Genomic DNA, 14,237 nt, shown 5'->3' with positions numbered 1-14,237 from the left:
GGCCGAGATGAAATACCTGCTTCTGCTGCTGATACTGCTCTGTCCCACAACCATCCAGGCCTATGAACCGGTCCCCACGCCCGGCCTGCGTCTGGTTCTGCAGGCCCGCGTCACCGTCGATCCGGCGGTGGAGGTGGGGGTGAGCGACCATGGCAAGCGCCGCTTCATCCCCATCACCGGCGGCACCTTCACGGGTGATGGGATCAAGGGGGAGGTCATGGCCGGCGGTGCCGACTGGCAGATCGACCGACCCGACGGCGTGCGGGAGATCGAGGCGCTCTATTCCCTGCGCACCGATGATGGCGCCGTCATCATTGTGCATAACAAGGGCCTGTCGGTCCCCGACCCGCGTTACCTGATGACGGTGCCGGCCTTCCACGCGCCCGCCGGCAAATACGAATGGCTGAACCGCCGCATTTTCGTGGGCAGGATCACGCCCGTGCCCAGCGGCGGGGCCGTGATCATCAGTGTCTTTGCGGCGGAAGGCTGAATTCGCTTCAAAACGCGCGGGGCCGCATTATCCTGTGGCCCCGCACCTCCATCATCCAACGGATCATCCATGAACGCCCCGGCGCCCAAGTCGAAATCGGCAACCCCGGCCCGCAATCCCCGCGCCGCCGAAGCCGATGAGACCAAGGCCAATATCCTGGCCGTGGCCCGCCGCGAATTCGCTGACAAGGGCCTGATGGGTGCCCGCATCGACGAGATCGCGGAAAAGACCGACACGTCCAAGCGGATGATCTATTACCATTTCGGATCGAAGGAAGGGCTGTATCAGGCTGTCCTGGAACAGGAATATATCGCCATCCGTGATTCGGAGGCGGCCCTGCCCATCCTGGATGTCGGCGCGGAAGAGGCATTGAAGGCCCATATCCGCCTGACCTTCGACCACCATTTCAAGAACCCGGAATTCGTCCGGCTGGTGATGAACGAAAACATCCTGCACGGGTCGTTCATCGGCAATGTCGACGGCATCAAGCGCCGCAGCCAGCATGTGATCCAGGGCCTGAAGGCCATTCTGGACAAGGGCGTGGCCGAAGGGCTGTTCCGGGCGGATATCGACCCGGTCGAGCTGCACATGACCATCAGCGCGCTCAGCTTCTACAACGTCTCCAACCGCTACACCTTCTCCACCATCTTCGGGTACGAGCTGGGGTCCGAAGAGGCTGCGGCACGACGCAAGGAACAGGTGGTGGAGATCGTCATGACCTGGTGCCGCAAGGGCTGAAAGGCGCTCCCCATAACGGATTTCCAGCATCCGCAAAGAAACGCACTGCGGCATAACAAACACAATTGACGACGTACGAACTGTTTCGTACATTAACTCCATCGAAAGAAAAGTCGGGCCGTCTGGCATCGTCCGTCGGGACCCGCAAAATCAAAAATAAGGGTCGGGGGGAAGAATGAAGCGTTCCGTCACCGCCATATCCGCGTTCCTGTGCCTGTCGGCCATGGCCATCGGGCCTGTGGCCCATGCCGGTGGCGCCGATGTCGCGGCCAGTGCCGCTGTCGGCGCCTCGGTACAGCAGGTGGGGGCAGATACCTTTTCCACCATCACGGTTCCCTTCGCCGGTGGCGTGACGGGGATGCCGGATATGGTCTATAAGACCGTGCCCGGTTACCGGCCGCTGAAGCTGGATCTGTTCCTGCCGGCAGGTGCGGGACAGGATGGCAAGACCCGGCCCGTCATCGTCTATATCCATGGCGGCGGCTGGATGGGTGGTGGCCCGCGCCGCAGTGCGGCCTTCCAGGATTGGCCCAAGGTTCTGGCCTCCATCGCGGCCCAGGGCTATGTCGTGGCCTCCGTAAGTTACCGTTTCTCCGGCGAGGCGCCGTTCCCCGCTGCGGCCAAGGATGTGAAATCCGCCATCCGCTGGCTGCGCGCCAATGGTTCCCGGTTCGGTGTCGATCCCACCCGTTTCGCCGCTTGGGGACAGTCGGCGGGCGGTCATCTGGCGGCCCTGGTGGGGGCCAGCTGCGCCGACCCGGCCTTTGCAGAGGATGCACCGGCCCCCGCCCGGCCCGCCACCGTTGAAACCGTCCCCACGGGTGCGGGCGGGGTGGAACAGGCGTCGGATTGTGTACAGGCGGTCGTCTCCTGGTTCGGGATCTATGATCTGGCCACCATGCCCAGCTACCTGAACAAGGATGCGCCGCCGACGGAGCCTATGCGCCGGTTCCTGGGCTGCACGGGTAGCGGCTGTGACGCTGACCGGGTGCGCCAGGCCTCGCCCATCGCGCATGTCGATGCCAAGGACCCGCCCTTCCTGCTGCTGCATGGAAGGGACGACAATGTCGTGCCGGTGGCACAGCAGGACCGGTTCGCCTCGGCTTTGGCCGCCGCCAATATCTCGGTAAAGACCCGCATTTTCGACGGTGCCAACCATAGCTGGATCGCCGAAAAGCCCGAACGCACCGTGGAGGTCAGCCGTCAGGCACTGGCCGACACGCTTGATTTCATCCAGACGGCAATCGGCCCCCGCTGACGGGGACCGGTCGCACAATCAGCAAAAGCAAAGCCGGGGCCCGTGCCGTTGCCGGAACGGTGACCCCTGCACGCCAAAAAGGGGAGGAAAACGTGGACAAGAAGATGATCAAGACGCGCCCGCCGGTGCATGGCCTGTTGCGGCAAACGGCCTCGCCGCTGGCCCTGTCGCTGGCCGCCGGCATGATGCTGGCATGCCCGGCGCTGGCACAGCAGGCCGATGCTGGCAAGACGGAGCTGATCGAAGAGATTGTGGTCACCGGCTCCCTGATCCAGCGGCCCAACAATGTCGCGGTCAGCCCCATCACCACCGTATCGACGGAATCCATCAAGGAAAGCGGCCAGGTAGAGGTTGAGGCGGCGCTGAACCAGCTGCCTTCCTTCACCGCCGCCGGCACGTCCAGCACAGGCGGACAGGGCGGCGGTGGCCGCGCCAGCCTCAACCTGCGCGGCCTTGGCTCCAACCGCAATCTGGTGCTGCTGAACGGCAAGCGCCTGCCGCTGTCGGACATTAACGGCAATGTCGATATCAACATCCTGCCCGAAGCCATCATCGGCAGCGTCGATGTGATCACGGGCGGTGCGTCAGCCATCTATGGTTCCGACGCCATGTCCGGCGTGGTCAATTTCAAGACCATCCAGCCCTTTGACGGTGTCCGCGCCGATGTGCAGTTCGGTCAGGATGAACGCGGCGACGTGTTCAAGAAATCCGCGTCCGTCACGTTGGGCAGCGCCTTTGCCGACGACAAGGGCCACATGATGCTGACGGCCAGCTATACGGACCGTCCGGGCCTGCAGGGGTCCAAGCGTTCCTTCTTCGAATTCGTCACCCCCTCCTCCTTCATCGGCACCGGCACCTATGTGCCCAACGCCGCCAACCTGCCGACCCAAGCCGCCATCAACAGCGTCTTTGCCAAATATGGCGTTACCTCCACCGTGGGCCGCACGCTGAACCTGGGCTTCAATAATGACGGTTCGCTGTTCGTGCAGACGGGTGCCCTGAACTACAAGGGTCCGACGGATAATGGTTATGCCATTATCGCCGGCAATGTCCGCATGCCCGTGGGACAGCAGGTTCAGTTCCAGAACTCCCTGGAACGCAAGACCGCCTTCGGTTCCTTCGATTATGAAGTGGCCGACGGCGTCACCGCCTATGGCCAGTTCATGCATGTCGATAGCGTCGTGAATACGGAAAGCGGCGGCAGCCTGACCCAGATCGGCAATCTGACCACGATCCCGACCACCAATCCCTTCATTCCCGCCGACCTGCGCGCCATCCTGGCATCGCGCCCCAATCCCAACGCGCCTTTCACCTGGAACGGGCGTTATGTCGGTATCGCCGACAAGAACTGGGACGAACAGTACAAGGTCAGTCAGTTTGCCCTGGGCCTGAAAGGCGATCTGGCCGGCAGCTGGAAATGGGATATCTACAGCTCCTATGACGAGAGCCTGCATGATCAGGCGCTGTATAATGCCGTCGTGAAAAGCAAGGTGCAGAACCTGCTGAACGCGGCGGATGGCGGCAATTCGCTGTGCGCCGGCGGGTTCAACCCGTTCGGGATCAGCAATTCCACCCGCATCTCCGACGCCTGCAAAACCTATATGACCAAGACGGCGCTCAGCACAGAAAAGCTGACCCAGAGCCAGGTGCAGGGGCAATTGTCCGGCCCCGTGGTCGAACTGCCCGCCGGTCCGTTGCAAGTGGCGTTGCTCGCCTCCTACCGCCGCAACACCTATCGCTTTACGCCCGACAGCGATCTGGCCGCCCAGAATATCGAGGCGGTGACCGGTTCGGCATCGGCACGCGGCAATATCAACCTGAAGGAAATTGCCGGTCAGGTGGATATCCCGTTGATCAGCGGGGCGGAGTTCGCAGAGGAACTAGCCATCGGTGCCGCCGCCCGCTATTCGGATTATTCCACAACGGGCAGCGTCAAATCCTATGAAGGCGACATGCGCTGGAAACCCGTTGAAGCGCTGATGTTGCGCGGGTCGTATCAGCGGGCGGTGCGTGCGCCGAATATCGGGGAACTGTTCTCCCCGCCGACGGGCACGCAGGTGCAGTTCGGCACACCGCCGGCCTCTGTCGGTGATCCCTGCGACGTGCGCTCCATCGCCCGCACGGGCGCAGGCGGGGCACAGGTCCGCGCCCTTTGCATCGCACAGGGCGTACCGGCCAACGTCATCGACACCTACACCTTCCCCACCACGGCGACCGGCGGCACCATCCGTGGCAATCTGGGCCTGACCCCGGAAAAGGCCGACACGTTCAATATCGGCACCGTCCTGACCATGCCGGGCGACAGCCCGTGGTATGGCGGCACCACCATCTCCGTTGATTATTACAACATCAAGATCAAGGAGGTGATCTCCGGCGTGCCGGGCCTCACCACCCTGTCCAAGTGCTACAATCTCGACGGTTCCAACCCCACCTATGCCGCGACGAACGAGTTCTGCCAGTTGCTGACCCGCGATGCACAGGGTCAGTTGCAGGATGTCAGCCTGCCCTTCCTGAACCTGGGCGGGCTGGAAACCGACGGTATCGATGTGCAGATCAACTGGTCGGCCAGCCTGTCGGATATCGGTGCCGATGTCGGCGATCCCAGCGCCGAGATCTATGTCACGCCCGTCATCGGCTGGGTGAACCACTACAATATCCAGACCCTGCCCGGCAGCGCATTCCAGGATTATGTGAATACCAGCACGCTGGGCCGCGCCCTGCCGCGCTGGAAGGCGCTGACCACCGTCGGCTACCGCTCCGACCTGTTCGGCGTCGGTCTGCGCTGGCGGTATCAGGGGGCGATGGACGACGTGACGGCGGTGACCACGCCCACCAACCCGTCGCGCGGCGTGCCGGCCTATAACCTGTTCGACCTGTTCGGCAATGTCCGGGTCAATGAGAGCATCGAACTGCGCGCCGGCGTCACCAACCTGTTCGACCGTGGCCTGCCCATCGTGGCCAGCTCACAGAACAGCACCGATGTCGCCGTCTATGACGCGGTTGGCCGCTCCTACTATGTCGGCCTGCGGGCAAAGTTCTGATGAATGGTCGCTGCTGATCCAGATCAGCAGCGACCCAATTCCCCCTCGCACAGACGGCGGCACAGGATATCACCTGTGCCGCCGTCTGCATTTCCGCAACAGAAAACGCATCGGATACATCCCCGTCGAAACTGCGCGCATGCATGTGTCGCACATATGCATGTTGACCCGCTGCCTTTCACCCGCTATCGCATCTGCGAATTATTCGCAATTTCAAGTGGGGGTTCTAAAAATGCGGGCATGGTGGATGATGGGCGTTTGCGCCGCCACTTTGATGGGTGGTGCCGCGATGGCGGAACCGGCGGCAACGATGACGGAGGAAATCATCGTCACGGGCCGCGTCCAGCGCCTGTACCGGGTGGAAGGAACCACCATCGGCAAGGTGCCCGCCAACATCCTGGACATCCCGCAGTCGGTACAGGTGATCAACGCGGAACTGATCAAGGATCTAGGCGCGCGCAACGTCACAGACCTGTACCGCAACATTTCCGGCCTGTCCTTCTTCACCTATGCCGGCGTCACCTTCCGCGGCTTCCGCCAGGAACAGGCCTATTATGACGGGATGCGCGGTGACCCGTTCATCGGCTTTGCCGTACCGCAGCTGTTCAACATCGAACGGGTGGAGGTGCTGAAGGGTCCGGCGGGTATGCTGTACGGCCCGGCGGCACCGGGCGGGTCCCTGAATTATGTCACCAAGACGCCCCAGGACGATTTCCGGGGCGAGGTGCGGGCCTTTGCCGGCAATTATGACCGTCTGGGCGGTGCGGCGGAGGTGACGGGTCCCATCGATGAGGAGGGCCGCTTCGCCTACCGCGTCGGCGCCTATTATGAGGAGATGGACAGTTTCCGGATCGGCGCCGGTAACGAGACGGCGATCGGCGATGCCAGCCTGCGCATCCGTCTGGCGGATGAGACGAAGCTGACGCTTCAGGTCATCCATTATGACCAGGACCTGCCCGCCAACCGCCTGCGCGGCATACCCGTCACCGACGACGGCGTCTATCTGGCCCCCATCACCTGGAACCATAATGAGCCGACGGATTATTCGAAGCTGAAATCCGATGTGCTGCAGGCCAAGCTGGATACGCGGCTGACCGACGCCATCCGCATGGATGCCGGCGTGCGCTGGTTCAAATCCAACGAGGTGCAGCAATATCACGAACCGCGCGGCACCTATGACAGCAACCGCGACGGTATCCTTGACATGGTCCGGCGTGAATTCCGCGACCAGAAGCGGGACAGCGATGCCCTGGCCACTGCCGTCAACTTCATCGCCGACACGGAACTGGCAGGCCTGGACCACCAGTTCCTGTTCGGTGGCGACTGGTACCGCGAGGATGCGATCCTGTTGCAGCGGACCGCCCGCGCCAGCAATGCCGGCGGCCCCGTGCCCGATGCCAGCCTGACCAACCGCGTCTATGGCCTGACCTCCGGTGCCGCCTACAACCTGTCCAATGTGCCGTTCAGCCGGACGGACACGCGCGCCGAACGCCAGGGCGTCTACCTGCAGGATCAGGTGGGGCTGGGCCAGCACTGGATCGCCCTGGCCGGCATCCGCTACGACCATTTCAAGGATGTGAACCGGGTCAATGGCTCGGACTTCTCCGATGGCGACTACACATGGCGGACGGGCCTGATCTACAAGCCCACCGACGAAGTGTCTCTCTATGCCAGCTTCGCCAACAGTTTCGAACCGCAGGCCATCGCCAGCCAGGCGGAAAATGCCGGCGGTCCCTTTGACCCGATAACGGGCCGGCAGGTGGAAGCTGGGGTAAAGACGGCGCTGCTGGGTGGCCGCATCCAGGCCAACGGCGCCATCTACCGCATTGTGCGCGAAAACATGGTGCAGACCGACACCACCAAGGCACCCGTCAATGGCGTCAACCAGTTGAGCCCTGTGGGCGAGGTGACAGCGAAGGGGCTGGAACTGGACCTTTCCGCCGATATCACGCCCGACTGGGTGTTCACAGCCAATTACGGCTATAACGATACCAAGATCACGGGCACGGTGCCGGGGCAGAGCCTTACCAATGCCGTGGGCAACCGCTTTGCCAATGCCCCGCGCCACAAGGTTGGCTTCTGGACCCGCTATCAGGTGCCGGCCATCGATACCGGCTTCGCCTTTGGTGGGGAACATGTCTCAAGGCGCCTCAGCCTGAACGGCCAGACGGTGAAGCCCTATACGATCTTCGACGCCTCCATCATCACGGATCTGGGCTTCGCAGAGGCGATGTTCCGGGTGAAGAACCTGTTCGACAAGGAATATGCCGCGTCGGGATTCACCACCCATAACGGCCATTTCCCCGGTGAGCCGCGCACCTGGTTCGTCGAACTGCGCCGGACCTTCTAAACCATGGCGGCGGCGAAAGAACGGAAGCGGCGGTCGGTCTGGTGGGCGGTGCATGCCTGGGCCGGGCTGAAACTATCCCTGTTCATGACCTTCATCCTGGCAACGGGCACGCTGGCCGTGTTCTCCGCCGAACTGGACTGGCTGGTCACGCCATCGATGCGGGTGATGCCGCAGGAGGGACCGAAGGCCTCCTGGGGTACGCTGGCGGCATCGGCGCGGGAGGCCGTGCCCGGTGGGCGGCTGGCACAGATCTATGCGCCGCCGCATCCCGGCTTCACAGCGGAGGCCTGGCTGGACACCGGTACCGCCCGCCCCACCCGCGTGCATCTGGACCCCTACACGGGCCGTGTCACGGGGGTTGTGGGCTGGTACAATATCCAGCGCTTCCTGCGGGAGACGCATCGTCATCTGATGTTGCCCGTGAAGCTGGGGGTGCCCATCGTCTGCACCCTGGCCTTCCTGCTGCTGGCATCGCTGGTCAGCGGCATCGTCACCTACAAGAAATGGTGGCGCGGCTTTTTCAAGCGACCGCGCGGCGGGGACGGGCGCAGATTGTCAGGCGACCTGCACCGGCTGGCCGGGCTGTGGAGCCTGTGGTTCGTGGCCCTGATCGCGGTGACCGGTGTCTGGTACATGGTGGAATCACTGGGTGGCGACGCGCCTGACCATCCCAAGGCCCCTGCCCTCTCCATCACGGCGGTACAGCCGGTGGGACCGGCCCTTGACGCCCTGATCGAGACGGGCCTGCGCGCCTATCCCGGCCTGGATATCCGTGAAATCCGCTATCCCACGGCCAAGGGTGGGCGAGGCCTGGTGCTGATGGGGCAGGCCGATGCCTGGCTGGTGCGTGACCGGTCGAACGCGGTCTGGCTGAACCCCGATGACGGCGCGGTTCTGCTGGTCAGCAGGGGGGAGGAACTGACGGCCCATCAGCGCATCTCGGAAATGGCAGACCCCCTGCATTTCGGCACGCTGGGCGGCTTTGCCACAAAGATTGTCTGGTTCCTGGCGGGCATCCTGCTGACCGGCCTGTCGGTGACCGGGGTGATGATCTACAGCCTGCGCCTTCGCGCCGCCGCCGCATCGGGGACCGAAAGCAGCAATGGCTGGGTCCGGGCCTGGCGCGGCATGGGCTGGTGGGCATATCCGGCATTGGGCCTGATCATCCTGTCACTGGCCCTGGCCCCCGGCGCCATGCTGGCATGAAGGGGGCTTAACGGGGCAAGGCCCCGGATACAGGACAGCTTACCCGAACCAAAACATTGAAATATATGGATTTTTAAGAATCAGGAATTTTAAGCTCCTGAATATCCAAAATTGGCTACCATTGGGCGCCGAGATTGGCTACTATTTCTTGGCAGCCGACATCCAAGCCGGCATCATGGACACGGGAGTACTGCACATGAGGAATTTGAAGCGGCTGATGCTGCTGGGTGTCGCGGCGGGAGCCGGGATGGTCCCCGCCGCGCATGGCCAGGACATGGCCCTGGAAGAGATTGTGGTCACCGGGTCGCGCCTGTCCGCGACGATTGAGACTTTCCCCGGCTCCTACACGGTCGTGGGCCGCAAAGATCTGGAGGATCAGTTGTCGACGACGGCTGATATCGGGTCTGTCCTGGCCAACATGGTGCCCGGCATCGCCGCCTCCAACGGCACCGCCGCGAATGTCGAACAGAGCCTGCGCGGTCGTCCCCTGCGCGTCTTTATCGACGGCATCCCCGTGTCCAACCCGCTGCGTGACGGTGGCCGCGACCTGCGCCTGATCTCCCCTTCCGTGATCGGCTCGATTGAGGTGATCCGTGGTGCCTCGGCCCTTTACGGTCAGGGTGGTGCCGGCGGCATCGTCAATTACATCACCAAGGACGCGCCCTCGACCCAGGAATTCCGTTTCAAGACGGAGATCGGGACCAGCCTGTCGACAGAGCATCTGGCCGATAGCGCACGGCCCAGCATTTCGCAAAGTGCGTCGGGCGCCATCGGTGGTTTCGACGTCAACCTGAACGGTTCGTATGAGCGGGTGAACGGCCAGTTCGACGCCGATGGCGACCGTCTGGCCCCCGACCCGCACAATTTCGGCGGCATCGCCGATAGCAACATCTATAACCTGTTCGCAAAGCTGGGCTATTCCTTCGGTGACCAGCGCATTGAGGCGATGGTCAATTATTACCAGCAGAAGCAGGACACCAATTACGTCACGGTCAGCGGCAATATCGCCAGGGGCATCAAGGAAACGGCGATCAAGGGCATGGCCGATCCCCGGGCCCTTGACCCGGAAAACCGCAACACAATCTCGTCCCTTGCCTACGAGAATAGCGACATTCTCGGCTCTGCCCTGAATAGCAAGATCTACTATCTGGAGAATTACAGCGTCTTTTCCTTCGATGCGGCGCGCCTGGGCGGGACCCAGACCACCATCACCTCGGAAAAGATCGGATGGCAGACCGATTTCACCACCAAGCTGGATGATTGGGGCCTGGACGGGGGTACCGCGCTCTGGGGCTTCGACATTGCCCGCGACACCACCGAACAGCCGCTGATACCGCTGACCAACAAGCCGGGCGATGGCCGCACCTTCACGCCGCCGCTAAAGCAGATGAACTATGCGGCCTTCATTCAGCTGGACGTGCCGGTCACCGACTGGTTCACCCTGCGCGCCGGCATCCGGCATGACGAATTCAAGATGAAGATCGATGATTTCGTGGCTGGCCTGACCAATGTGAAGGTGGCGGCGGGCGAACTGGATTACAGTGCCACGCCGGTCAATATCGGCGGCACGCTGCATATCCTGCCCGAAGCGGAAATCTTCGGCGGCTTCTCCCAGGGTTTCTCCATCCCCGATATCGGCGCGCCCCTGCGCCGCGTGACGGCACGCAATCTGGACAATTTCGATCCCAAGCCGCAGCTGGTGAATAACTACGAAATCGGCCTGCGCGGATCGGTTCTCGATATCGGCTACACGGTCGCCTATTTCATCAGCAAGTCGAAATACGGCACCGATTTCGTGATCGACACCGTGAACCCGACCGAGGCCGCGACCCTGCGCGAGAAGGAACGCATCCACGGCATCGAGGCGACCCTGAGCGGCAAGATCGGCGACAGCACCAGCTGGGGCGGTAGCTTCGCCTGGTCGGAGGGCAAGCGCGACGCCAATCATGACGGCAAGGTCGACACCCCCCTGACCGGGCGCCGCATTGGGCCGGAACAGTATAATGCCTGGCTGGAACAGGAATTCACCGCTGACTGGACGGGCCGTTTGCAGGTGAACCGTACCGGTTCGCGCAACAAGTTCCCGACCGCAAAGATCAATGACTTCTACACGGGCCGTGTGCGTCCCGTGACGCGTGTCGATGCGTCCACCCAGTACAGCATGAACAAACTGCTGTTCACGCTGGGTGTGAACAACCTGTTCAACAACGACTATTATTCCGTCACGTCCCAGATGATCAACCGCGACCAGCTGTACAGCAAGGCGGAGGGCCGTACCCTCTTCCTGAAGATGTCTGCGGAATACTGATCCGGCTGTCCCGGTCCTGCGGCTTTGTCCGCACCCCGGCACCGGGCCGATCCCTCCCGACATGGATGACAAGAATGACTCTGCCCGTGAACGGCGCGGAACGGGGCTTCACGCCCTATGATATCGGCAGGACACCGGCAACGGCCTGCCGTATCGACCAGCGCTTCTCCTACTGCCTCTATGTACCTTCCCGGCTGGTGGAAAACCCGGCCGGCGGGCGCATCCTGGCGGCGGTCCATGGCACGGACCGTGGCAATCAGGCGCTGCGGGACCTGTTCATCCCCTATGCCGAGGCAACGGGCAGCATCATCCTGGCCCCCTTGTTCCCCTGTGGGATCGGCGAGCCGCAGGAACGGGACAATTACAAATACATTGAGTACCAGGGCATCCGCTTTGACCATCTGTTGCTGGACATGGTGGCGGAGGTGGCGGCGCGCTATGGCGTCGATGCCGGGCGGTTCGACCTGTTCGGCTTCTCCGGCGGGGCACATTTCGCCCATCGCTTTCTCTATCTGCATCCCGGTCGGCTGCGTGCCGTGTCGGTCGGGGCACCGGGTTCGCCGACGCTGCTGGATACGGGCCGCCTCTGGTGGCTGGGCGTGGCCGATATGGAGCAACGGTTCGGCGTGCCGCTGGACCTAGACGCCATGCGGAAGGTGCGGGTGCATCTGGCCGTCGGGTCGGATGATACCGACACCTGGGAAATCACCCACACGCCGGGCTCCCGCCATTGGATGGAAGGCGCCAACGATGCCGGGGCGACGCGGGTCGAACGGCTGCATACGCTGGCCGCCAACCTGACGGACAATGGCATTGATGTGCAGCTGGACATTCTGGACGGGTTCCGCCATTCCCGTGACGCCCTGGTCGGAGCTGCCATCGCCTTCCTGAACGGGCTGGCGGCGGAAGGGGGTGGCGATGTTTCGACCTAACCGCCTGAAGCGCCTGCTGCGGGAAAAGCGACCGGCGCGCGGGGCCTGGCTGTTCATGGGCAGCCCCGCCGTGACCGAAGCACTGGCCCCGCTGGGTTTCGATGCCCTGATCATCGACCATGAACATTCGCCGGGCGGGCTGGAAACCGCCATCCACCAGATGCGGGCCATGGCGGGTACCGGCACCACGGTCCTGGCCCGTCTGCCAGACAATCACCCTGCCCCCGTCCGACACCTTCTGGATGCCGGTGCCGAAGGATTGCTGGCCGCCAACCTGGAAAGTGCGGATGCCGCCGACCGGCTGGTGAAGGCCACACGCTATCCCCCGCACGGCATCAGGGGCGCGCACTACACCGTCTCCCGCGCCGCCGGCTGGGGCGCCTGGAGCTGGGAGGTGGCGGAATTCGGGGAGGCGGAAACCCTGACCATCGGCCTGATCGAAAGCGTGAAGGGTGTGGATGCCATCCCGGAGATGGCGAAGGTGCCAGGCCTGGACATGCTGTTCATCGGCCCGCTGGACCTGTCGATCAGCGCCGGCGTGCCCGGACAATATGACGCCCCCGCATTCAAGGCTGTTCTGGAAGCGGCGGAACGGCGCATTCTGGAGGCCGGGCTGGCCCTGGGTGGAACCACGCTGCCGGGCCAGACGGCGGAGATGATGTTCGATCGTGGTTATGGCTTCGTCACGCTGGGCGCCGATGTCACCTTTCTGCGTCGGGGGGCCGGATTGGCCCTGGGCCAGACGGGTTGAAGGGGGAGAGATGATGAAGGACCGATCACCAGCCGCCCCTTCCCCCCCGATGCCGTCGCGCCGACAGGTCATGGCCGGCATCGCCGCCGCCGCCTTGTTGCCGGGCATGGCCCGCGCCGATGATCCGGTCACGGTATCAAAGGCCGAAAACGGCCTACTGATCTACTCGATCATGGCCGAGTATAATTGGCGCCCCCTGCTGCGCGGGTTCCAGGCGCTGTATCCCTGGATCAAGGTCAATTGCCTGGACATGGGCCCGTCGGAAGTGTTCGAGCGTTACTACGCCGAAACCTCCGTCAACCGGCCCTCGGCTGACATCATCGTGTCCAGCGCACCTGATGCCTGGATGCGCTTCGCGGCCAAGGGCGGCATCGGCGCCCATGTCAGCCGGGAAGAAGCCAGCCTGCCGGCCTGGAGCCGGCCCATGCCCGGCCTCTACACGCTGTCGGCTGACCCGATGGTGATGATCTACAACAAGCTTCTGCTGAAGCCCGACCAGTATCCCGACGGGTTGAACCGGCTGGCGGCCCTGGCGGCGGAAAATCCGCTGAAATTCCGCAAACGCGTCACCACCTATGACGCTGCCGCCCATGCGCTGGCCTATGCCGTGCATTGGGCCGCCATCACCAGCGGACGCCCCGGCGGCTGGGACCTGATGCAGCGCCTTTCGCCCGCCGTACGGGTGGAAAGCGGTGGGGCCGCTATGATGGAAAAGGTCACGACGGGCGAATATCTGGTCGGCTTCAATGTCTCCGCCGTCACCGTCTGGCCGCAGATGGCGACCAAGGGCCGGTCGGAGATCGTGGACTGGACTCTGGACAAGGACGGAACGGTACTGGTGCCGCGCGGCATGGCCGTCACCGCCGGCAGCCGCAGCCCGGCCAGTGCCCGGCTGATGCTGGATTACCTGCTGTCGCATGATGGTCAGGTAGCGGCGGCTCAAGGCGGGTTGATGCCCTACCGGTCCGATGTACGGCCCGATGAGGTGCCGTACCTGACCTATGATGGTCTGGTCCGGCGGCTGGGCGGCGAGGACAGGATCGTCCATGTCGGTTACGACCCCACCATGCTTGACCATTACCAGGACTTCATCGCCCGCTGGAACGCCACGTTCAAGGCGCGGCGGTGAGGGTGGCCGCTCTCTCTACCGTCACCCCGGCGAA

Annotated in this window: 10 protein-coding genes; all 10 read left to right on the top strand. The window is 63.3% G+C overall.

Annotated features, from left to right (window positions below):
- The first annotated feature begins 7 nt into the window (after positions 1-7).
- The 10 genes from ACT6Q8_RS10090 (at position 8) to ACT6Q8_RS10045 (ending at position 14,203) form a co-directional block, all read left to right on the top strand.
- Positions 8-490, top strand: coding sequence for a DUF3237 family protein (locus ACT6Q8_RS10090; RefSeq protein ID WP_444732318.1), 483 nt, complete (start codon positions 8-10; stop codon positions 488-490).
- A gap of 69 nt (positions 491-559) precedes the next feature.
- Complete coding sequence (locus tag ACT6Q8_RS10085; RefSeq protein ID WP_082371997.1) at positions 560-1,228, top strand: TetR/AcrR family transcriptional regulator; 669 nt, start codon at positions 560-562, stop codon at positions 1,226-1,228.
- A 175-nt stretch (positions 1,229-1,403) separates the two neighbouring features.
- Positions 1,404-2,486 carry an alpha/beta hydrolase fold domain-containing protein gene (locus ACT6Q8_RS10080; protein ID WP_444732319.1) on the top strand — a complete coding sequence of 361 codons (1,083 nt, stop codon included), beginning with the start codon at positions 1,404-1,406 and terminating at the stop codon, positions 2,484-2,486.
- Positions 2,487-2,578: 92 nt separating this feature from the next.
- Positions 2,579-5,527 (top strand): TonB-dependent receptor domain-containing protein, encoded by a 2,949-nt coding sequence (locus ACT6Q8_RS10075; RefSeq protein WP_444732320.1) that lies wholly within the window; start codon positions 2,579-2,581, stop codon positions 5,525-5,527.
- 232 nt (positions 5,528-5,759) lie between these two features.
- Positions 5,760-7,877, top strand: coding sequence for a TonB-dependent siderophore receptor (locus ACT6Q8_RS10070; protein WP_444732321.1), 2,118 nt, complete (start codon positions 5,760-5,762; stop codon positions 7,875-7,877).
- A gap of 3 nt (positions 7,878-7,880) precedes the next feature.
- A complete protein-coding gene (locus tag ACT6Q8_RS10065) occupies positions 7,881-9,083 on the top strand; it encodes a PepSY-associated TM helix domain-containing protein (protein ID WP_444732322.1) in 1,203 nt (400 codons plus the stop codon).
- Positions 9,084-9,279: 196 nt separating this feature from the next.
- Positions 9,280-11,391 carry a TonB-dependent receptor gene (locus ACT6Q8_RS10060; protein ID WP_444732323.1) on the top strand — a complete coding sequence of 704 codons (2,112 nt, stop codon included), beginning with the start codon at positions 9,280-9,282 and terminating at the stop codon, positions 11,389-11,391.
- 74 nt (positions 11,392-11,465) lie between these two features.
- Positions 11,466-12,323 (top strand): hypothetical protein, encoded by an 858-nt coding sequence (locus ACT6Q8_RS10055; RefSeq protein WP_054166342.1) that lies wholly within the window; start codon positions 11,466-11,468, stop codon positions 12,321-12,323.
- Positions 12,310-13,074 carry an HpcH/HpaI aldolase family protein gene (locus ACT6Q8_RS10050; protein WP_444732324.1) on the top strand — a complete coding sequence of 255 codons (765 nt, stop codon included), beginning with the start codon at positions 12,310-12,312 and terminating at the stop codon, positions 13,072-13,074. Before ACT6Q8_RS10055 ends, ACT6Q8_RS10050 begins: the two co-directional genes overlap by 14 nt.
- Before the next feature lie 10 nt (positions 13,075-13,084).
- Positions 13,085-14,203 (top strand): ABC transporter substrate-binding protein, encoded by a 1,119-nt coding sequence (locus tag ACT6Q8_RS10045; protein WP_444732325.1) that lies wholly within the window; start codon positions 13,085-13,087, stop codon positions 14,201-14,203.
- The last annotated feature ends 34 nt before the right edge of the window (positions 14,204-14,237 follow it).

This window comes from Niveispirillum sp., from assembly GCF_052437035.1.
Classification (GTDB): domain Bacteria; phylum Pseudomonadota; class Alphaproteobacteria; order Azospirillales; family Azospirillaceae; genus Niveispirillum.
Note: the sequence above shows the minus strand (reverse complement) of the source record. Positions and strands in the feature narration are given on the sequence as shown.